Source organism: bacterium (genome assembly GCA_035281585.1).
Lineage (GTDB): Bacteria > UBA10199 > UBA10199 > DSSB01 > DSSB01 > DATEDP01.
Genome location: DATEDP010000098.1, coordinates 1 through 21,827 on the forward strand (window position 1 = coordinate 1; position 21,827 = coordinate 21,827).

Sequence of the window (21,827 nt, forward strand, 5' to 3'; positions counted from 1 at the left end):
CGCCGGGTAGCTAGGTCCGGATCGGATAAGCGCTGAAAGCATATAAGTGCGAAACCGACCTCAAGATAAGTTCTCCCAACTCCGTGAGGGGTAAGAAGACCACTCGTAGACTACGAGTTTGATAGGCTGGGTGTGTAAGAGTAGCAATATTCTTAGCTGACCAGTACTAATCGGTCGTTCGGCTTGACCATTTTTTTATCCTGCTAGGGAAAAGCCACAAGCTTTTATCAGAGCAAGATATTTGGTCAGATTCTGCGAACATTAAACGGATAGACTTCAAAAGATCGTATGCAATTATCAAATTCAACGACCCCCGCGCTGGGGGGCGTTGGATAAGGCTTTCCGGTGGCCTTAGCGAATGGGTACCACCCGATCCCATCCCGAACTCGGAAGTGAAAACATTCAGCGCCGATGGTACTGCTGGGGCAGCTCAGTGGGAGAGTAGGTCGCCGCCGGATTTAAATTAAAGACCCCCGTCTCGAAAGAGGCGGGGGTTTTGTTTTTGGACATTGCAGAAGAATTAATCGACAAATGCGCAGATCGCATAGGCGGTAAATTGCTCAGGAGAATCACCGGGGTTCGAAACCAAAACCTGCCAGCCTGACCTGAGGTCGCCGTTCTCATCTATTCTTTCCTGTGGAAATGACTGCTGAAGCTTAAGTTGGCCTATAATACCATGAAACCCCCCACCGAGAACTTTTTTCCCCAAAGGGCATTGTGCCCTAAGGACCACAGAGACCGACTCGGCAGGGGCAGTCCCCGATATAGACAACCGCTCGTAGCCGGGGATGCCGCCCTGATTCCAGGAAATCGCATTCTCGCTGCTAATGCAGTCTGTGATCGCCGGATCAATGATACGCAGTCGGCCGGTGGTGGTACTGTAGCAGCCGTGGATCTTGCCGTCGTCGTCGGGTATTTGGGCACTTGCGATTCCGGCCGCAAGAGCGATGCTCAATATCGTAGTCGCGGCGATCGACATAAGTCTTGTTTTCAAAAGTTTCATATTAGACTCCTCCAATGATTGATGATGGTTTTTGTCTTGAATCTTCCCACCAGGGCAAATTCATAGGGTGACCATGTTCATAGGGTGGCCATGATGGTGGCTGCAAATAGTTTGGTCGGAAAGAAGGAAGAAAGTAGAACAAGAAACAAAAAGGTAGGTCTGACCTTGCCCCGAAAAATAAACCCCATATCTGCCCCCCCCCCTATTTCTCCTTAAAATTCAGCTTATTCTTGGCGGTGAGAAAATTGTAGCGAGGCATCTTTGGTCCGACAACCTCATTTTTCAATCAGTGGGAGAGTAGGTCGCCACTGGATTTAAATTAGACCCCGGTCTCGAAAGAGATCGGGGTTTTTTCTGTTTTCTATTGAAAACACCTTTCTGACTCAAATCGTCAAAAGGGATTTGCAAAATGCCCCCATCTCATTAATCCTGTGCCGAAATTTTGGGTATCGGGGAGGAGTGAGCATGGGATTTCTTTCTCATCGTTTTCTTAGGGTCATCTCCATATTTTTTGGTTTTTTCCTGGCGATATCGACGGCTGCCGCGGTCGTGCCGGTCTTGGTCAGCGAAGGCACCGGCGGCAATAGCGGCACCGCACCGGGCGGCGGCACCCCCGATTCGAAGGATGCGGCGCTGAGCGACGACGGCAATTGGGTCGCCTTCACCAGCCGGGCGCAGGATTTGAGCTCCCTCTCGGAGGACAATGGCATCGCCGGCAATTTGGACGATGTCTACCTCTGGAACCGAGCCACCGGGATTATCCAGCTCGTGAGCGTCAACGACGCCGGCGATAACTCCGGCGCCGGCACCTCCCGCCAGCCGGCGATCGACTCCACCGGAAGCCTGGTCGCCTATCAAAGCGCGGCCACCGACATTCTCCCGACCGGAGACGTGACGACGATTGCCGCCCAAGTTTATTATTTCGACGTCGCCACCGGCGTTAACAAGTTAGCCACGCCTAATTTCGATCGCAGCGACGGCGGCAATGGGGAGTCGCGCAATCCATCGGTCAGCGCCGACGGCAATTATATCGTCTTCGAGTCCGACGCCCGGAATCTCCTGAACGACTCCAATTTGCCGGCCAACCAGAACGACGACGCCAACGGCGGCTCCGACATCTTCCTCTATGATGTCGCCAGCGACACGATCACGCTTGTCAGCATGAAAGCCGGCGGACCCACCGACAACACGGCGAACAGCACTTCGAGCAAGGCCAAAATCAGCGCCGATGGGAATTTCGTCGTTTTCGTCAGCTCGGCGAACAATCTGGTTTCGGGCATCGAGGATGCGACCGATTTCGACGAAGATATTTTTCTCTATGAACGTTCCTCCGGCGCCATCACCATGATTAGCCGCAATAGCTCCGGCGACGACGGCGGCAACGGCCAATCGGACAATCCGGTCATCAACGCCACCGGCACGGTGGTGGCTTACGAGAGCTTCGCGACCGACTTGGTCGCCGGGATCTCCGACGGCAACGGCAGCCGCGACGTCTTCGCTTGGACCGCCGGTACCAATACCTTGCTCAGCGTCGACACCACCGGAACCAGCGCCGGCAATGCGATCTCGATCAATCCGACGATCTCGGCCGACGGCACCAAGATCGCCTTTGATAGCCAAGCCAGCGATCTGACGATCACCGACAACAATTTTACCACCCAGGTCTACTTGAGGATTTTCCCCATCGGCGACCTCAGCCTGGTCAGCCTCCGGTCGGACGGCCTCGAGGGCGGTTCGGGCGGCTCCTTCTCGCCGGATCTGAGCTCCGACGGGAATTACATCGCCTTCACCACCAGCGCCGATGATCTGGTCGCCGGAACCACCTTCGCCGGCAGCACCGACGTCATTCTCCGCAACCTGGCGCTGAACCTGAACTACCTGATGAGCCCCAAGATCGACGGGACCGGCGAGGCCGACGGGGCTTCGGGACCGGCCCAGGTCGACGCGGCCGGGCGCTTCGTCGTCTACGAAAGCGAAGCCACCGACTTGCTGGCGCCGGGGGTTGACGCCAACGACGCCATCGATCTCTTCTTGGCCGAACAGCCCGGCCTCCTCCAGTTCAGCTCCGACACCTACGATGCCGAGGAGAGCGACGGAACCGTCACGATCACCGTCAACCGCGTCGGCGGCGCCGGCGGCGAAGTGAGCGTCGACTACACGACCCAGGACGATTCCGCCGCCCAACCCGGCGACTACGGCCTGGCGGCCGACACCCTGACTTGGGCCGACGGCGAAATGGGCAGCAAGACATTCGATATCTCCATCGTTGACGACGACGAGTTCGAATCCAACGAGACAGTGGATCTGTTGCTGCAGAACCCGGTCGGCGGTGCTGCCCTCGGCGATCCGGCGGCGGCCGAGCTGACCATCGACGACGATGATGAGAATTGCACCAACGACATCGACGACAACGCCAATAGCGACGTCGACTGCCAGGACTCCGACTGCAGCTCTTTGCCGAGCTGCCAGGAGATCTGCGACGACTCGACCGACAACGACGACGATAACGATGTCGATTGCGACGATGCCGACTGCGATGCCGACCCGGCCTGCATTCAGCCCGAGATCTGCAACAACCTCGATGACGACGACGGCGACTTGTTGGTCGATTGCGCCGACACCGACGATTGCAGCGCCGATCCTTCCTGCGTCGATCCGAGCGGTGATGGCGACAGCGATGGGGTGACCAATGGGACCGACAACTGCCCCGAAGTGTCCAACGCCGGCCAGGAAGACACCGACGGCGACGGCAATGGCAATGCCTGCGACATCCTGGAGAACGATTGCGACAACACCGTGACCGACGACACCGATGCCCTCGTCGATTGCGCCGATCCGGATTGCGCCCTGGCTTCGAACTGCGTCGACGGCGACAGTGACGGGACTCCCGACATCTCCGACAATTGCCCGGCGGTCTCCAACCCCGGCCAGCAGGACACCGACAATGACGGCGCGGGCAACGCCTGCGACACCGTGGAAGACGACTGCGACAACGGCACCAGCGACGACACCGATGCCGCCGCCGATTGCGCCGACAGCGACTGCTCGGCCGCGGCCAACTGCATCGACGACGACGGCGACGGCGTGCCCAATGTGGTGGACAACTGCGATGCCGTGGCCAATTCGGGCCAGGAGGAAACCGACGGCGACGGGGTCGGCAATGCTTGCGATACGACCGAAGGCGCTTGCAACAACGGCTTCAACGACGACACCGACGGCGACATCGATTGCCTGGACAGCGATTGCTCGGCCGACGCGGCTTGCACCAATCCTGCCGGCGACAATGACGGCGATGGCGTGGCCAACGGGACCGACAACTGCGCCTTGGTTTCCAATCCCGGCCAGCAAGAGACCGACGGCGACGGTATCGGCAATGCCTGCGATTCGGTGGAGGGCGATTGCGCCAATGGGGTGAGTGACGATACCGATGGCGACGTCGATTGCGCCGACTCCGACTGCTCGGCCAGCAACGATTGCCAGGACGGTGACGGCGACGGCGAGGTCAACGGGGTCGATAACTGCCCGGCGGTTTCCAATCCCGGCCAAGAAGACACCGATGGCGACGACATCGGCAATGCTTGCGACGCCGAGGAGAACGATTGCAGCAACGGTGTGAGCGATGACAGTGACGCGGACGTCGATTGCGCCGATGCTGATTGCAGCGCCGATCCGGCCTGCCAGCCGGTGCCGACGCCGACGCCCAGTCCGACGCCGCAGCCGGGCGATATCGATGGCGACGGAGTTCCCGACGGAGAGGATAATTGTCCCACGGTGATTAATCCCGAGCAGGTCGATTCTGACGGAAACGGAATCGGCGATGCTTGCGAGGCCATCATCGAACCGCCTTTCCATGATGATGACGGCGACGGGGTCGATGGGTCCATCGACAATTGTCCGAGCGCAGCCAACCCCGACCAAATTGACACCGACGACGATGGGCTCGGCGACGCCTGCGACGCTCTCCCGACGGTTCCGGGGGTTCCCCCGATTGCCGGCGGCGGTTGCCAGCTGCAGGCCGTGCAAAGCGGAAGCCCTTCGCCGGGCGGCTGGAGCCTGCTCGGCTTGGGGTTGGCGGGGGCGTTATTCTTTAGCAACCTCCGGCGGCGCCGGGCGATATAAGCGAAAATCCACCATTGGGGGCCTTATTAGGAGGCGATATGTCCGTCCTCGAGGCAGTGACCCGCGCGATGCGCAGCGGTCGCGTGATAAGCCCCAACGAGTTTCCCAACATTCAGCGCGAGGCCCTGGCGACCGTCGACCTGAGCCAGCTCCATCCGGGCGACTATCTCCTGCGCGGCGAGGCCGCCGAGGCACTGCGCGGCGCCCGGTTTCGCAACGCGGCCGAGCAGCGGACCTTCTACGTCTCTTTCTTGAGCCAGGCCCGCGATCGGATCTTGGGTCAATTGCAGAGCGCTTTCGCAGAGGTTCCGGTCGAAGAGCGGCCCCAAAGGCTCGGCTGCTTTGAGGTCACCGGCGAAGGCGCGGCGGCCCACTTCACCCCGGCTTCCTGCTTCATTTCAGGCGGCCTCGGCTACGGCTTGCGAGCCGGTCTTTCGCCGACTTCGGGCCATGCCGGCTTCGGCAACGGACTCCTGCATTATTTGGGAGAGACCTTGCCGCTTCCGGCCTTTCTCGGCCTGGCCGGCGACGATCGGGGCTTTTTCGAAATCCAGCTGCTCGACGGAGTCCAGTTCACGGCCGACAACTTCGCGGCGGCCGGACTGCCGGCCGAGACGCGGATCAATGCCTCGACCCTCCGTTTGATCTATCGGGCCAATGCCTGCACCGAAGCGTCCTCCTTGCCAGATTGCATCTAATGAAGCATTTCCTGCACCACGCGATGCAAAATTTTTTCTCCGCGCTCCAGCTCCGCGACCGGAATTCTTTCATCCTTCCCGTGCAGCCCCGCCAAATCGGAAGGTTTCAATAAGAGGGGAATCAAGCCATAAGCGACGATGCCTTTCTCCCGAAAGAAACGAGAGTCGGTTGCTCCGGGCGAGATGAAAGGAAGGACCAGGGCTTGATCGTCGGCTTCGCGGATCGCCTTCTCGAAAGCGCGGAAGAAAGGCGTGTCGAAGGGCGAGGCGTTGGGTGGATTTTGTTGCAAGAGCTCAGCTTCGACCGGCAGGCCCTCGAGCCGCTTTCGAATCTCGGCCAGGAAATCCTCGGGGCTGCGGCCGGGCAAGAGCCGGGCGTCGATCTCACCGACCGCCTCGCTGGGGATCACGTTGGTCTTGAACCCGGCTTGAAGCACCGTGGGAACCAAAGTGTCGCGCAGCATGGCGTTGAGCACCTTGTCGCTGGCGATTTTGTCGGCGAAGACGGTGTCGGCCAGCCAGCGGATCGGCGGTGAAAAGAGGTGCCGCATCAGGAAGGAGCGGGGAAAGCTCTGATGGCCGGCCACACGCCGGAGGAATTCAGCGCTGATCTCGGTCTTGCGGATCGGCGGAGCCTTGGCGGTCAAGCGCTCCATGGCGGTGAGCAGGAAGGCGACCGCATTGTCCTGGGCGGGCATCGAGCCGTGGCCGGAGCTGCCTTTGGCTTTGAGACGGGTCCAGGCCACGCCCTTCTCGGCCACTTGGATCGGATAGAGATGCATGCCGTCGCGGTCTTGTCCGACGCTGCCTTCGTTGAGCACGAAGTCGGCGCGGACCTTTTCCCAGTGACGATCGATCAGGAATTGGGCCCCGAATTTTCCTCCGGCCTCCTCGTCGGCGGTCAGGGCCAAGACCAAATCGCCCTTCAGCTTGCCCTCGCGGTGGGCCTGGATGAAGGCTTGAACCTCCAAGGCCACCAGCGATTTCATGTCGAGAGCGCCGCGGCCGTAAAGATAGCCCTCGCGGACCGCCGGCCGGAAAGGCGGGCTTTGCCAATCACCGGCTTCGGCCGGGACGACGTCGAGATGCCCGAGCAGCAAGAGGGCCGGCTTTTCGCCGCTGCCGCGGAGCCGGGCCACCAAGTTGCCTCGTCCCGGCGCCGATTCGAGGACCTCGGCGTCGATTCCGAAGCTTGCCAAGTAGTCGCGGAGGAAGTCGGCCGCCGCTTTTTCCTTGCCCGGCGGATTGCTGGTGTCGATCTCGATCAATTTTTTCACGAGCTCCAGAGTGGGTAGGGGCTCGGCCGCCGGGCTGGGGCTTGGCAGGAGAAGCAGCAACGCCAAACCATCAAGAAAAAGGTGTCTCAGCGCCTTCATGGATTTCCTGTAGCAAGGGCCTTCAGGCCCGTCACGGATATTCGGGGATCCTTTTCAGGACCCGTCCCTCCAAGGCGTCGATCCACAGCCATTGGTAGGTTTCCAGCCGGTCGCCCAAATCGAAGGCCAGCTGGATTTCGAAGACCGGGTCCTGCCGGCTGGGCCGGGAGCGGAAGATGATCAGCGGCGCGGGGTTGGAGCGGAAGAAGGCGAGCTCCGGCATTTCATCAATCCGGGCTTCGATCTCGCCTTCGGAAAGAAAAGGTGATGGATCAGGCATGAGGCTTTCCCATGTCGTAACGTTCCAAGCCGTAGCGCGAAATCAACCCCAGGATCTTATTTTCATAGTCGGGATCGGTGGCGTATTTGGCTTTTCCCGATTGGAGGGCTCGCACGAACTCCTTGGCCGAGCCGGTGTGCTGCATTGCGTGCTTCAGATAGCGGCCTTCGGAGATGACCAGGGCGTGATCGAGGAAGCTTTCCACCGGATCGTGGTAGCGGCGGAAGTCGGCAAGCGTTCGGCGCCACTGTCCGCCGCTGAATTCACGGGTCCAAAGCTTCTGGCTCCCCGCCGGTCCGCGGCCCTTGATGCCGAAGAAATTATTTCCCGGGGCATGTTTGCCCCAGCCCGATTCGAGAGCCGCTTGAGCCATCGTCACCGAGGCCGGGATCCCGGTCATGGCTTGCGTTTCCAGGGCGTAGGGCAGGATGCGTTCGAAGAAAGCGTGCTGCGCCGAGCTTGCCGGCGGTTTTGGGGGCGGGATCGGGACTGTGCTGGCCGCGAAGGGTCGAGGACCGGCGGCGAGCAGCTCCCAAAATTCAGGTTGGATTTGCGGTTCGAGCTCGGAGGAGGGGAGAAGGCGAAAATTCATGGAGCCTGGAGGAGCAAGTCCGACTCCAGGCTCTATTCGAAATAAATTGGCGGCGATGAAAGGCGAAGACCGATTTTAAAACTAGTGCTTCCGGCAGGATTCGAAATGCGGGCAACGGTTTGGCAAACCGTTGTCATCCGGGGGACTCGTCATCCTGAGCGAAGCGAAGGATCTGCGACTGCCCAAGGTTCTTGAAAGCTCTAAGCTCCTTCGTTTCTACGGAATCCCTCCGAAGACACGAAGGGGCCTTGTTTTATACAGTTCCTTGGTAGGTCGCAGATCCTTCCCCCCGGTCTCACTCGAACCTCGCGGCGTTCGACCGGGGCCCCGCTCAGGATGACAGTGCTCATGTGTTCAATCCATCGTGCACTGGCGCCTCCGGCATGATTCGAACATGCGACCAACGGTTTAGGAAACCGCTGCTCTATCCCCTGAGCTACGGAGGCGATTTTTCTCGGCTCTAAATCATGGCTCCGGCGCTGTCGATGGAAATTGCCGCGTGCTTTTCCGTTCGGCGCAAATGCCGGCCTGATATGACTTTGCGGGCCCCTCATTTTTGTAACCGATCAGTTACTATCTTGGCTAAGCCGGCGAATCCTTTAAAAATACCAAATGATTTAAGTGTTGACCGCTTCTGGAGTGGCCTGGTATTTTTAAAGTAATTCTCGGGGGTTAAGCGGTTTCATGGAATTTCTGGAAGGAAGGGGGATGCCATGAATAAATCCGAACTTATTGAAATTATTTCGGAAAAAGGCAATGTCCCGAAAAAACGGGCCGAGGAAGTCGTCAATTTGGTTTTCGATTCGATGACCGAGGCGTTGGTCCGCGGAGATCGTATTGAAATTCGCGGATTTGGCAGTTTCGTCAACCGGGATTACGGCTCCTATACCGGGCGCAATCCTCGCACCGGCGAGTCGATCGAGGTCCAGCCCAAGAAGCTCCCCTTTTTCAAAGTGGGGAAAGAGCTTAAGGAGCGGGTCGACGGTGGCGCGGTCAAGCCGAGCGGCGGCTCCGGCGGCTCCGGTTCCGAGGTCTCCCGCAGCGGTGAGACCATGCCCTCCCATCCTTCTCACTGATTTTAGGATTTAAGAAGAGGCGGGGCTAAAGCAACTGGCTACTTTCGTAGCGAGGGGCTTTAGCCCCGCTCTTTTTGGCCCGGTACTTGCTGATCTCCAGGCATGGATTTTTTTGCCGCCGGCGATCCGCGATTTCCCGCCAAGCTGAACCGTTTGGCCGATCCGCCGACGGGCCTCTATTTCCGTGGAGAGCTCGCCTTGCTCCAGCAGGCCGGGCCTTGGATCGCGGTGGTCGGGACCCGACACGCGACGGTCGAGGCTCTTCGCTACTGTGAGTCGCTGATCATCGGGCTTCGGCCTTGCTCCCCGGTCATCGTGAGCGGCCTGGCCATCGGCATCGACGGAATGGCCCACCGCTCGGCCTTGAACGCCGGCTTGGCGACGGTGGCGGTCCTTGGCTCGAGCCTGGATCAGATCTATCCGCCCCGGCATCGGCCGCTGGCTCGGGACATTCTGAGCCAGGGTTTGCTGGTGTCGGAGTTGGCGCCTCGAACGCCCTTGGCGCCCTGGCATTTCCCGCAGCGCAATCGACTGATCGCCGCCCTGGCCGATCTCTTGGTCGTGGTGGAGGCTCCCGAGAAAAGCGGGGCCCTGATCACGGCCGATTTTGCGCTCGACCTCGGCATCGACATCTATGTGGTGCCCGGCCGCGCCGCTTCGCCCAATAACCGCGGCGGTCATCGCCTGATCCAACAGGGAGCCAAGCTCTTGATGGACCCGGAGGAGATCTTGGTCGATTTGGGATTGCAGCCTCCTCCGTCCAGCCGGAAGACCTCCCCGGCGGCCGTCTCGAAGTCGGCGCCAAGCCTCGGCCGCCTCTCCCCCGAAGAGTATAACATATTGAAAATCATAGGCTTCCAGCCGGCACACATTGACAAAATCGCCGCCATGAGCCATTTAGCCACGGCTCAGGTCATTGGCCTGCTGCAAGGCCTGGTTTTAGAGGGGTGGCTGGAGGAGATGCCGGGCAAATGCTTCGGCCTTCATCCGGCCCATCGGGAGTTGTTGTCAAAAACCTAAAGATTACTTTAGATTAGTGTATGGCAAAATCTTTGGTCATCGTTGAGTCGCCGGCAAAAGCCAAGACGATCGAAAAATATCTCGGGAAGGACTACGTGGTTCGGGCCTCGGTCGGCCACGTCAAGGACCTCCCCACTTCCAAGTTGGGGGTCGAGGTCGAAAAGGACTTCAAGCCGACCTATGTCGTGATCAAGGGCAAGAAGAAGGTCCTCGACGAGATCACCAAGACCGCCGAAAAGTCCGAAAAGGTCTTTCTCGCCACCGACCCCGACCGCGAAGGCGAAGCCATCGCCTGGCATATCGCCGACGAAATCAAGGGCCTGGGCAAGAAGAAAGCCGGCGGGGTGACCGTCCACCGGGTGCTCTTCAATGAGATCACCAAGAAAGCGGTCCAGCAGGCCATCCAGCATCCAGTCGAGCTCGATTCCCATCTTTTCGATGCTCAGCAGGCCCGGCGCATCCTCGACCGCCTGGTCGGCTACAAGATCAGCCCCATCCTTTGGGAGAAGGTCAAGCGGGGACTTTCCGCCGGCCGGGTTCAATCGGTGGCGGTTCGCATCGTCTGCGAGCGCGAGAAGGAGATCGAAGCCTTCGTTCCCGTCGAGTACTGGTCGCTGACCGCCAACCTCGAAGGCTCCTTGCCGCCGGCTTTCTTGGCCAAGCTGGCCCAATGGAAGGGCGAGAAGGCCGAGCTCGGCAACCAAGGAATCGTCGACGACATCAAGGCCACAGTGGAAAAGGCTCCCTTCGTTTTAAAGGAAGTCGTCCGCCGTGAGCGCAAACGCAACCCGATCGCGCCCTTCGTCACCAGCAAGCTCCAGCAGGAAGCGGCTCGCAAGCTCGGCTTCAGCGCCAAGAAGACGATGACCTTGGCCCAGATACTTTATGAAGGCGTGGAGCTGGAGGACGGCGATCCGGTCGGCCTCATCACTTACATGCGCACCGACTCGACCCGCCTGTCGGAGGACGCGGTCGGCCAGGTCCGGGAATACATCGCCCAGAAGTACGGCCCCGCCTTCTTGCCGGCCTCGCCCTGGATCTACAAGACCAAGAAGGCCGCCCAAGACGCCCACGAAGCGATCCGGCCGACCTCGATCGAGTTCGAGCCCAGCCGGGTCAAGCCTTTCCTCGGCCGCGACGAGTTCCGGCTCTATGAATTGATCTGGAAACGTTTCGTCGCCTGCCAGATGAGCCAGGCAATCTACGACCAGACGACTTTCAACATCGAGGCCGGCCCGGCCCTGTTCCGGGCCACCGGGTCCATCCTCAAGTTCGCCGGTTTTACCCAAGTATATATGGAAGGCTACGACGAGCAGGAGAAGGTTGCCGAAGAGGACGAAGAGTCGGCGCAGCTGCCCGACCTCAAAGAGGGCGAAACTCTCAAGCTCCTGGGCCTCGACGGCAAGCAGCACTTCACCCAGCCGCCGCCGCGCTTCACCGAGGCCTCACTGGTCAAGGAGCTGGAAGAGAAGGGCATCGGCCGGCCCTCGACCTATGCTTCGATCCTCAGCGTCATCCAGGACAAGAAGTACGCCGAAAAGATCGAGGGCAAATTTCGTCCGACCCAGCTCGGCACGATCGTCAACGACCTGCTGACCGCCCATTTCCCCAAGATCCTGAATATCGAGTTCACCGCCAAGATGGAGGAGGAGCTCGACGAGGTCGAGGAGGGCAAGCGGAGCTGGACCGCCACCCTCGAGGACTTCTATCAGCCTTTCTCCGAGACGCTGGAGAAGGCCAAGGTCGACATGAAGGACCTGAAGCGCCAGGAGATCGCCACCGACCTGAGCTGCGAGAAGTGCGGCAAGCCGATGGTGGTGAAGTGGGGCCGACACGGCGAGTTCCTGGCCTGCAGCGGCTATCCCGAGTGCAAAAATACCAAGGAAGTCCAGCGCGAAGGCGGGGCCTACAAGGCCGCGGCCGAGAAGACCACCGACGAGGTTTGCGAAAAATGCGGCGCCCCGATGGCGGTGAAGCGCGGCCGCTTCGGCGAGTTTTTGGCCTGTACCCGCTACCCGGAGTGCAAGTCGACCAAGGCGATCCCGATCGGGGTCAATTGCCCGGATTGCGGCAAGCCCTTGAGCGAGCGCAAGACCAAGCGCGGCAAGTCTTTCTTCGGCTGCACCGGCTATCCCAACTGCAAGTTTGCCCTCTGGGACCGGCCCTTGCCCGAGGCCTGTCCGCAATGCGCTTCGCCCTACCTCCTGCAGAAATACACCAAGAAGGAAGGCAATCGGGTCGTCTGCCCCAACAAAGAGTGCGGCTATCAGAAATCATTGGAGTCCGCGGCTCAGGCCGCGGAAGGTTAAGGCAAGTTTAGCCGGCCTTTACTATCTTTCCCCCCTTTGAAAAAGGGGGGCAGGGGGGATTTCAAAGCCGTTGCCAAGCAATCGCCTTCGATTTTCTCAGCGAAGCTTCCGCTCGGCGATGCGGCGAACTTCCGGGTCGGGATCGCGAGTCGCGCGCTCCAAGGCCCGTCGATCCCATTCCTCGGAGTTTTTGAAGCGGGTGTAGTGAACGGCGTGGCCCATCTCATGGACTGGGCCAGGGAGGCGGCCCGGGAAGCGGTCCTCTTGGTTGAGGACCAGCGAGTGGGCTTCCTGGCAAAAAGCGCTGCGCCGGAGCATCCCGCCGCGAGAAGAGCCAAGCCGCCGAGACCTATCAAGAGGGAAGCATGATCCATCCCTAATAAAAAACCCCGCGTGGGTCGCGGGGTTTTTATTTGAATGATATTTCGGCCTGGGCTTACCAGTCGGCCTTGTCCTTGCCGGCCTTGGGAGCCGGGGTCGGAGCCGGAGCCTTGGGCGCCGGGGCCGGGGTCGGATTGCCCTTGGGAGCCGGAGCCTTCGGAGCCTTCTTGTCGCCTTCCTTCGGCTCGCCTTCCGGCGGCTCCTTGTTCGGATTGACGTTGGTGGTCGTCGTTTGCGAATGGAGCGGGGCCGAGGTGAGCTCGCCTTCGAAGCGGATGATAACCCGGCGATTCTTGGTCTGGGCGGTCTGGATTTGGGCATAGGAGCCCTTCTCCGGAACAGCCAGGCGGTCTTCGCCGTAGCCGATCGATTTCAGGCGGCCCTTGTCGACGCCGAAGCCGATGAGCAGGAGCTCGACCCACTTGGCGCGACGCTCGGAGAGCTTTTGGTTGTTCTCGGGGCTGCCTTGAGCGTCGGTGTGGCCTTCGATTCTCCAGGTGACCTTCTTCATCCACTCGTACTTGCTCTTGTCCTCGTTGGGATCGACCTTGTCGTGGCGGGTGGCCGACGGGCTCTTGAGGCCGTTCATCTTGTCGGCGACGTCCTTCATGTTCTCGAGCTCGAAGTCGGTGAGGGCGAAGACCGGCTTGGCGATCTTCATCAGCTCCGAATCCTTCGGGTCGAGGGTCTTGCCGCCGTTCTTGGCGACGTACTCTTCGAGACGCTTGACGTCGGCATCGGTCGGCTTGGCCAGGATGAAGTTGGGTTGGATGATGTCCAGGGTGAAGCCGTGGATCTTCTCCAAGACCTCGACGTTCTTGCCCAGGAGATCCTTGAGCGCGTCGACCAGGACCGCGGTGTCGAACTTCTGGATGAGAGCCTCGTTGCGGCGGTTGAGCTGGATCTCTTCCTTGCGCAGGCGTTCGATCCATTGGTCGAGCTCGTGGCATTCCAGGTCCTTGACGTTGGGCGGAAGCTCGGTCGGAACCGGGTCGCCCGGGATCTTGGCCCAGAAGTCGAAGCCTTCGGGATACTTTTCGTTGGCCGAAGCCTTGGCGGCATCGAGGGTCTCTTTCTTGAGATCCTTGACGGTGGCCAGGATGAGGGCATCGGCGTCGGCGTCGGACTTGCCTTCCTTCTTGGCGAAGAAAGCCTTCTTGATCGCCTCGCGAACTTGCTTCTCGTCGGAACCGCCCTTGACCAGGGCCAGCCGAACCTCGCGATAGAAGAGGGCATCGCGGATTTGCGGGGTGGTGAGCGGATCGGAGCCGGAACCGAGCTCGTTCTTGAGCTGGTCGAGGTCGGCCTTGATCTTGGTGTTGCTGGCGCGGAGCTCGGCGATGTTGGTCACGTAGGAGTCGATCGAGCGCTTGGCGCCGTCGCAAGTTTCCTTGGTCTCGACCAGCTTGCGGGTCGAGGGGCGGACGGCGAGGAAGCCGCCGATGTTCCAGCCGGCGTTGTTGAAGTCGTCGCCGTAAATCGAGGTGGTCTGGAAGCGGGGTCCCAGGTCGATCGCGACATTGCCGACGTTGAAGCGGAGCAGGTTGACGTCCGCGCCGACCGCGGTGGCCAGGCCGCTCTGCGAGTGGAGCTGGAAGCCGCCGTCGACGTTGGTGGTGCCCCAGCCGTAGCCGAGACCGGCGTAGAGGCCGACGACGCCCGGGCCTTCAACGACGTTCCAGAGGCCGCCCTTATAGACCCGGCTCCAGTCGACTTCGGTCCGGGGACCGATGGTCAGCTGATGGAGGTTGCTGCCGCCGGTGTTCTCGTTCCCGAAGGAGGAGTCCCAGTTCAGGAAACCGCCCGCGCGCCAGCGAACCGTGCTGCCGACGATGTCGTGCATCAGGGAGCCGCCCAGGTTGAAATGCTTGTAATCCCCCCATTGGGAGATGTTGTCGATTCCGAAGAGGCCGCCATTGCGTCCGCCTTGGATCTCCGGCCCGAAACCGAGCTCGAAGCGCCATTCAAATCGCTTGGGATCGGCTTGGGCAGCCGCGTCTTTCTTTTCGGGAGCAGCCGCCGGGGCGGCAGGGGGAGTAACATTTGCATCCGCGGAAACGCTGGCGGAGGCGGTAGGTTTGGTTGGCGCTGTCATAACCAAATCTCCTCTTCACGAGAAAATTGAAAAAAATTTTATCGACTGTGACTTACGTCGAAACGTTTATCGCGAGGGCGTTTTTTAAGTTGCGGAAAAAAAAGAAAAAGGGTGGCCGGGCCTTTTGGGGCTGCCAAAAAGAAGGGTGCGAAGGTGGATTGTGGTTGTGCCCCACGACTTCATTTAAAAAGGGCTAGGGACCTGGGCCGGTCGGACAGCGCCACACTACCTTTCCGACCCGGCCCCTAACCCGTGGAATTCAATGCCGAAATTTACTGATGCTCGGCTCCGCCGGTAAAGTCCATGTCCGGCCGGCCGGCGTCGGTTCCCCCCGCATCGGGCCGCTCAGTGGCCGGCCGCTCGGCGGGGCGCTCCCGCCGGGTGCTTCCGCTCCGGCGGCGGGAGGTTTCTTCCGGGATCACGACCGAGGTGACCACTCCACCGGCCGAACGGGTCTCGGCGCTGCCCTCGGTGCGAGGGGAGCTGGAGGCCCGAATCTCGGCGTCGAGCTGGGTGCAGGTCTCGTCCCGGGTATTCGGCATGCAAATGAACATCTCGATCCGGCGGTTGACGGCCTGGCGGCCCCGGATCTCGTCCTGGAGGGCGGTGCCACGGACGCCGTCGGTGTTCAGCATCCGGACCTCGGCTTGCTGGACCCGATGGACGTCGCCCCGTCCGCCGGCGGGCTGGTCATAGTAGTAGACCAGCTGGGATTCGCCGCGGCCGAGCGGGGTGATCATCTCCGGATCGACGCCATAGAAGATCAAGGCGTCGCGGATGGCCTGAGCCCGGCGCAGCGAGAGCCGTTGATTCATCGCGTCGTCGCCGCGGCTGTCGGTGTGGCCCACCACGTAGAAGTGGGCGCCGCGCATCTCGGGCGAGCGGAGGGTCTCGGAGATCTGGCGGATGACCTCGAGGGCCGGCGAGTATTCCTCGGCCCGGTTCGGCGTGGTGTCGGTCGGAGCCCGGCGGGTTCTCGGGAAGATCGCTCGGAAAGCCGCGTCGATCTCGGTCTGGGGCCGGACTTCGCCGCGGTGGTCGCGTCCCCAGGCATCGGCGGCCGCGTTGAGCGGAGCGATGTCCGAGGCCGAGACGCTGACCCGGTCGGGGGCGCCTTGGGGCCGGGCGGTGATGAAATGGATCTCCGAGAGCCGGGTGATCGCCCGGATGAGGTTGGGCGCCGAGCTGGTCGGCACGCCCAAACGGGTGAGTCCCATCCGGGTGAGGCCTTCGAGCAGGCCGCGCTGCTCGCGGAGGTCGGCCCGCTCGTCCTCGAGTCGGGTCCGAAGGTCCTCGAGGCCGTCGCAATCCTGCGGCAGGGGCTCGGGAACCGAGACTTCCTCCACCGTGCGGAAGGCATAGGGGTCGAAGTCGTCGGGAAAGATGGCTTGGGCCGCGGCCGTGCGGTTTTCCGCGGTCGACGGATCGAAGTCGTCCGGGAATTGCTCGCGGGCCAGGCGCTGGCGCTCGGCCGGGTCGGTGACCGGGTTTTCGCTGCGGTTGCGCAGGTAATTGCCGTAGAGCCGGCGGAGCTGGGCGATGATGTCGGCCCGCGGAAGCGGGTTTTCGCCGGATTGGAGGTTTTCGATGTGGGCGACGAGGCCGCTGCGGATGTTGCTGCGCAGGTCGTCGTCCGACACCCCTTGCTGGAGCAGCTGGGAGTGGATGCCTTCCAGGAAGGAGGCGGTCGTGGTGTTCTCCTCGCGGAGCTGGGCGCTTTCGCTCTGGAGGAGGTGGATGCGCCGGACCAGGTCGCCGCGGCGGTCGGCCGAGCAGGCCTCCTCGACCACGGTGCGGGTTTCGAAAGGCGTATAGAAGGTCATCTGGCCGCCGACCGAGAGGAAGGCGCTGTTATGTTCGTTGCCGAAAACGGCGGGGGAGGAGACGTAAGCTCCCAGGCCTACCGCCAAATTGCCCAGGCGGACGTCGAGGACGCCGAGGTCGATCCGGGGAATGACGGCAAAGCCGGACTGGTCGTGGATTTGAAAGCCGCCGTCGACGGTGCTGCTGCCGAAGCCGTAGCCCAGGCCGACTTCGAGGCCCAGGCGGGGGAGAAAGCTCACCGGGCCGACCTGAAGGAGCCGGCTGATGTCGAGCTCGGCTCGGGGATTCAAAGTCAAGGTATTGATGTGGCTGCCCGAGACGTTCTCGCCGCCGTTCATCCGGTTGTAACCGAGGCTGCCGCCGAGGCGGAAGCGGGCCGGACCGCTATTAAGGTCCCGGAGCAGGCCGACCGAGGCCTCCAGGTTGATCCAATCGCCGAATTGGCCGATCGATTGATAGGCGAAGGGAGCGCCGTTGCGTCCGCCGTGATCCGCGGCGCCGACCGAGGCGCGGCCAAAAACGATGGTTTGAGGGGGATCCTGAAGGACCGCCGCCGGACCGGCATCGGCCGAAGCTCCGGCGTCTTGGGCCGGGATGGAAGCGTCTTGTTGAGGAAGACCGGCATCAGCCGGAGCAGACGTGCGGGGGGTAACTGGGGTCATAGCCAAACTCCTTCGGCTGTGCCCCCGCAGAGATTAGATTAAAAATCGGAACAAATTTTTGTACTTCTTTTTAGCTTCCTGGATCCCCAGGAATTGCCCTATTTATCGAGGCCCAGGTCCATAGGTTGCGACAAAAAAACTTTTATTCTTTCCAAAGCAACTAATCACCGACCCCGTCGATACACAGGAACGCAGTGTAAAAGCACACAATGCAACCCCATTCGTCTATTGAAGAGGTTCATTATGACCCAGACCCCAAAACGCCTGTTTTTGCTCCTCAGTCTGTTTTTTGCCCCGCTGATCGCGGGTAAGGTCCAAGCGGCCACCTATAGTCCGCCCAACAATTATGACCTCTGCCAAAACTCGGGTTGCACCTATCAGGAGCAAACGCTCCGTAAGGCGATCGAAGTTTCCTGCTCCGCCGCCGGCGACGACACCATCGTCTTCGACAAATGGAGCACCAGCCACCCCGACAGCAAGGTGATCACGGTCGACGGTCCGCTGGTGATTCCTTCCAGCTGCCAAGGCAAGATCAAGATCGTGGGCCGTGACGGTACCGATGGGGTCGACGTCACGCTGAAAGCCAACGATTCTCGGATCAGCGCCGATGAATGTATCCTGGACATCCAATCCAACGGCAACGAGATCTACAACCTCAACATCATCTCTTCGAGCGGCAAGGGTATCTGCGTCAACGGTAACAACAACAAGCTCGGTCGCCTCCAGGTCGGCCGCAAGCTGGTTGCCGGCAGCAACGACGGCAATAACGTCGGTATCGAGATCAACGGCAACAACAACAGCCTTTTCGAAAGCACCGTCGTGGCCAGCGCTTCCGACGGCGTCGTCCTGACCGGCGACGGCAACAAGCTTTCCAAGAACTACATCGGCACCACCAAGTCCAACGAGGAGTCGGCCTCTCCGACCAGCTCCCACGGCAACGGCGGCGTCGGTATCCGCATCGACGGCGCCAACAACCAAGTCGGCGGCACCACCACCCTGAAGAACTACATCGCCAACAGCGGCGGCATCGGTATCGCCGTCGTGGGCGGCGCTGCCAACCGCTATAACAACTTGGGTTACAACAGCATTTACGGCAACGGCGGCCTCGGCATCGACATCTTGGCCGACGGCCCGACCGGCCCCGAGGCCGGCTCCTGCAACTCCGGCCCCAACGATTGCATCGATTTCCCGAGCATGGTTCGTTCCAATCCCTTCGGAACCAACCAATACCTCATCGAGGGCCGCGCTCCGGCCGGCTCCGAGGTCCAGATTTATTTCGTCAAGGCCAGCGATGGCGACTCGCACGGCGAGGGCAAGGTTTTCCTGAGCAAGGTCAGCCTCCCGGCCGGCGACATCAACACCACCAAGAGCTTCACCGCCCTCGTCTCCGGCACCGGCCTGGTCGACGGCGTCAAGATCTCGCTCCTGGCCTCCCGGGCCGAGGAAGTCGACGGCCAAGTCGTCGTCAACACCTCCGAATTCTCGGGCACCATCACGACTCACGGCGACCCTACGGGATCGCCGGATCCTCGCCCGACGCCTCCGCTCTGCGGCGACGGCAACCTCGATGACGGTGAAGAGTGCGACGACGGCAACACCGCCAACGGTGACAATTGCAGCAGCACTTGCACGCTGGAAGGCACGCCGCCTCCGACGGCGACGCCTACGGCCACTCCGACCGCGACTCCGACGGCCACCCCGACGGCGACGCCCACGGCCACTCCGACTTCGACTCCGACGGCTACCCCGACGGCGACGCCCACGGCCACGCCGGGCGGCACCGATTGCCCTCCGACCAGCTTGATCGCGACGGCCGTCTCGGCCCACCAGATCAACCTGAGCTGGGTGGACAACTGCCCGAACGAGATGGGCTATAAGATCGAGCGCGGCGATCCCGACCTCGATTGCGCCAACCCGGCGGTCGACGCGACCTTCGACGAGGTCGGCACGGTCGGCGTCAACGTGACCACTTACCAGGATCTGGGCGCGCCCACGCCTCCGCTGGCCTCGAACACGACCTATTGCTACCGGGTCCGGGCCTTCTTCGGCGGCTTCCTGTTCAGCGATTACTCGAACAAGGACGACGCCAAGACCTTCACGGCTCCGGTCGACGTCCCGAGCAGCCCGACTCACTTGATCGCGACGGCCATCTCCTCGAGCCAGATCGACGTGAACTGGATCGACAATTCGAACAACGAGACCGGCTTCGAGCTCTGGCGTTCGCAGGGAGACTGCTCCAGCTTCGTCTTCCTCACCGACTCGATCGCGGCCAACGTGACGACCTATGTCGACAACGGACTCAGCCCGAGCACCCTGTACTGCTATAAAGTCCGCGCGAAGAACCCCGTCGGCACCAGCAACTTCTCGAACGCCGACGATGCGACCACCTTCGGCGTCCCGGGCTCGGTGCCGAATCCCGCGACCAACTTGGTTGCGGTGGCGGTCAGCTCCTCGCAGATCGACATCACCTGGAACGACAACGCCACCAATGAAGAGGGCTACAAGCTCGAGCGGTCGCAACATCCGACCTGCGAGCTCGGCCTCGGCTTCGTCGAGCTGGCCGTTCCGCTGGGCCCGAACACGACCTCTTACAACGACACCGGCTTGACTCCGAGCACCCGGTACTGCTACCGCGTGCGGCCCTTCAACAGCCAAGGCAACGGCGCCTACTCGAACATCGACGACGCCACCACCTTGGCCGTCCCGGGCGTTCCGCCGATCGCTCCGATCACCCTCCAGGCTGACGGCGTGACCTCGAGCCGCATCGACGTCCAATTCGTCGACGCCTCGGATAACGAGACCGGCTTCGTCCTCGAACGGGCCCCCGGCGCCTGCGCCGATAGCAACCCCTTCGCCCCGATCGCCAACCTCCCGGCCAGCGCCGGCGTGGCGGGCGGCATCCAGTACCATGACCTGGGACTGCCGGCGAACAGCGTGTTCTGCTACCGCGTGAAGGCGACCAACCCGGCCGGCGACTCGCCCTACAGCAACATCGACGACGCCTCGACCTTGCCGATCCCCGGCACGATCCCGACGACGCCGATCGACCTGGATGCGACCGCCACCGGCCCGCACCAGATCAAGGTGACCTGGACCGATACCAGCAACAACGAAGACCACTTCGTCGTGCAGCGGGCCGACGGCCTCTGCAGCGCCGGTAACCCCTTCAGCGACATCGCGACCGTCCCGGCCGTCATCGGCAGCGGCAGCGTGGTGACCTTCTTCGACAACTCGGTCGATGACGCCTCCAGCTATTGCTACCGGGTCATCGCGACCAACATCGTGGGCGACTCGCTCCCGTCGAACACCGACGACGCGACCACGCCTCCGGATCCGATCTGCACCGCCGGCGACGTCGACAACGACAACATCTGCGACGACAACCTCGACGGCAACCCCGATCCGGATTCGGGCGAAGGCCCTCCAGGAACCGACACCGACGGCGATGGCACGCCCGACGCCGGTGACACCGACACCGATGACGACAACATCTATGACGACGACGAGGAAGGCGACGGCGACGTCAACACTCCCCCGATCGACACCGACGGTGACGGCACTCCGGACTTCCGCGACGAGGATTCGGACGACGACGGCATCGACGATGACGACGAGGCCGGCGACGACGATCCCAACACCGACCCGGTCGACACCGACGGTGACGGCACCCCGGACTTCCAGGATCCCGACTCGGATAACGACGGTATCCCGGACGGCTCGAACGGCACCCCGATCGACAACTGCCGGATCATCGTGAACCCGGATCAAAAAGACAGCGACGGCGACGGTCTGGGCGATGCCTGCGATCCGACTCCTGGGCCTCCTGTGGTCGGTGACCAAGACGGCGACGGTATCCCGGATGACCAGGATAATTGCCCGACGGTGCCGAACGCCGACCAAGCGGATGCCGACAACGATGGCATCGGCGATGTCTGCGACCCGACCCCCGGCCCCGGCTTCTTCCCCTCCCTCCAGGGTAGCGGTTGTAGCCTGAACCCGGCGGCCGCCAGCATTAACGGATTGCTCCCCTTGGGCGCGATCCTGGTGCCGGGACTCTTCTACGGCTTGCTCCGTCGGAAGAAAAAGTAATCCAAGGTCAGCGGCTTGCATGGGGCAAGCCGCTGATTTTTAAAGTGATTCCCTAACACCCCATACCCCCAGAAGGCCCTTCTTTCGGCCAAAAGCCGACGAAGGGCCTTCGTTTTTTCGGGATCTGCCTAAAATTCGATATTCGGCCTTTCCAAGCAGGGGAGGACCGGTTAAGCTATCTGTACAAAATGGGTGGAATTAAAAAGACTTGCCAGGATGTTTCGATGAGCGTACACCCTAAAGATCTTAATTAGACCCTATATCCCACACTCCTCTTAACCCCTAGGGCCCCCGACTCCCGTC

12 protein-coding genes, 1 tRNA gene, 2 rRNA genes and 1 pseudogene are annotated in these 21,827 nt (G+C 61.4%); 8 read left to right on the forward strand and 8 right to left on the reverse strand.

What is annotated here, in order from left to right; translation table 11 throughout:
* Positions 1-191 (forward strand): 23S ribosomal RNA (locus VJR29_07690); the annotation flags it as partial.
* Between the two features lie 150 nt (positions 192-341).
* A 5S ribosomal RNA gene (gene rrf, locus VJR29_07695) occupies positions 342-458 on the forward strand.
* Positions 459-520: 62 nt separating this feature from the next.
* Here the strand turns inward: rrf and VJR29_07700 are convergent.
* Positions 521-1,003, reverse strand: a complete 483-nt coding sequence (locus tag VJR29_07700) for a hypothetical protein (GenBank protein ID HKY63287.1) — start codon at positions 1,001-1,003, stop codon at positions 521-523.
* 465 nt (positions 1,004-1,468) lie between these two features.
* Here VJR29_07700 and VJR29_07705 point away from each other — a divergent pair, with 465 nt between their 5' ends.
* The gene (locus tag VJR29_07705; protein HKY63288.1) at positions 1,469-5,122 is read left to right on the forward strand and encodes a Calx-beta domain-containing protein; all 3,654 of its coding nucleotides are present in this window, start codon (positions 1,469-1,471) and stop codon (positions 5,120-5,122) included.
* 38 nt (positions 5,123-5,160) lie between these two features.
* Positions 5,161-5,820, forward strand: coding sequence for a hypothetical protein (locus tag VJR29_07710; protein HKY63289.1), 660 nt, complete (start codon positions 5,161-5,163; stop codon positions 5,818-5,820).
* Here the strand turns inward: VJR29_07710 and VJR29_07715 are convergent.
* From VJR29_07715 to VJR29_07730, 4 genes are all read right to left on the reverse strand, one after another.
* Complete coding sequence (locus VJR29_07715) at positions 5,817-7,196, reverse strand: M20/M25/M40 family metallo-hydrolase (GenBank protein ID HKY63290.1); 1,380 nt, start codon at positions 7,194-7,196, stop codon at positions 5,817-5,819. The two genes, VJR29_07710 and VJR29_07715, sit on opposite strands and share 4 nt — an antisense overlap.
* A 31-nt stretch (positions 7,197-7,227) precedes the next feature.
* Positions 7,228-7,476 (reverse strand): hypothetical protein, encoded by a 249-nt coding sequence (locus VJR29_07720; GenBank protein HKY63291.1) that lies wholly within the window; start codon positions 7,474-7,476, stop codon positions 7,228-7,230.
* Entirely contained in the window at positions 7,469-8,068 is a 600-nt protein-coding gene (locus VJR29_07725) for a glucosaminidase domain-containing protein (protein ID HKY63292.1), read from the reverse strand. The genes VJR29_07720 and VJR29_07725 overlap by 8 nt, the downstream gene beginning before the upstream one ends.
* Before the next feature lie 370 nt (positions 8,069-8,438).
* Positions 8,439-8,514, reverse strand: a tRNA-Arg gene (locus VJR29_07730).
* A 267-nt stretch (positions 8,515-8,781) separates the two neighbouring features.
* On the opposite strand from VJR29_07730, the pseudogene VJR29_07735 reads away from it, so the two are divergent.
* The 3 genes and pseudogenes from VJR29_07735 to topA all read left to right on the forward strand — a co-directional run bounded on the left by VJR29_07735 (position 8,782) and on the right by topA (position 12,473).
* Positions 8,782-9,054: pseudogene (locus tag VJR29_07735) on the forward strand (HU family DNA-binding protein).
* 192 nt (positions 9,055-9,246) lie between these two features.
* Positions 9,247-10,164, forward strand: a complete 918-nt coding sequence (gene dprA, locus VJR29_07740) for a DNA-processing protein DprA (protein ID HKY63293.1) — start codon at positions 9,247-9,249, stop codon at positions 10,162-10,164.
* Positions 10,165-10,184: 20 nt separating this feature from the next.
* Complete coding sequence (topA, locus tag VJR29_07745) at positions 10,185-12,473, forward strand: type I DNA topoisomerase (GenBank protein HKY63294.1); 2,289 nt, start codon at positions 10,185-10,187, stop codon at positions 12,471-12,473.
* A gap of 96 nt (positions 12,474-12,569) precedes the next feature.
* On the opposite strand, the gene VJR29_07750 is transcribed toward topA, so the two are convergent.
* The 3 genes from VJR29_07750 to VJR29_07760 all read right to left on the reverse strand — a co-directional run bounded on the left by VJR29_07750 (position 12,570) and on the right by VJR29_07760 (position 17,435).
* Positions 12,570-12,791 (reverse strand): hypothetical protein, encoded by a 222-nt coding sequence (locus tag VJR29_07750; GenBank protein HKY63295.1) that lies wholly within the window; start codon positions 12,789-12,791, stop codon positions 12,570-12,572.
* A 118-nt stretch (positions 12,792-12,909) separates the two neighbouring features.
* Positions 12,910-14,949, reverse strand: coding sequence for an OmpA family protein (locus VJR29_07755; GenBank protein ID HKY63296.1), 2,040 nt, complete (start codon positions 14,947-14,949; stop codon positions 12,910-12,912).
* Between the two features lie 272 nt (positions 14,950-15,221).
* On the reverse strand, positions 15,222-17,435 hold the full coding sequence (locus VJR29_07760) for an OmpA family protein (protein HKY63297.1): 2,214 nt from the start codon (positions 17,433-17,435) through the stop codon (positions 15,222-15,224).
* Positions 17,436-17,678: 243 nt separating this feature from the next.
* On the opposite strand from VJR29_07760, the gene VJR29_07765 reads away from it, so the two are divergent.
* Positions 17,679-21,524 (forward strand): fibronectin type III domain-containing protein, encoded by a 3,846-nt coding sequence (locus VJR29_07765; protein HKY63298.1) that lies wholly within the window; start codon positions 17,679-17,681, stop codon positions 21,522-21,524.
* Positions 21,525-21,827: the final 303 nt, after the last annotated feature.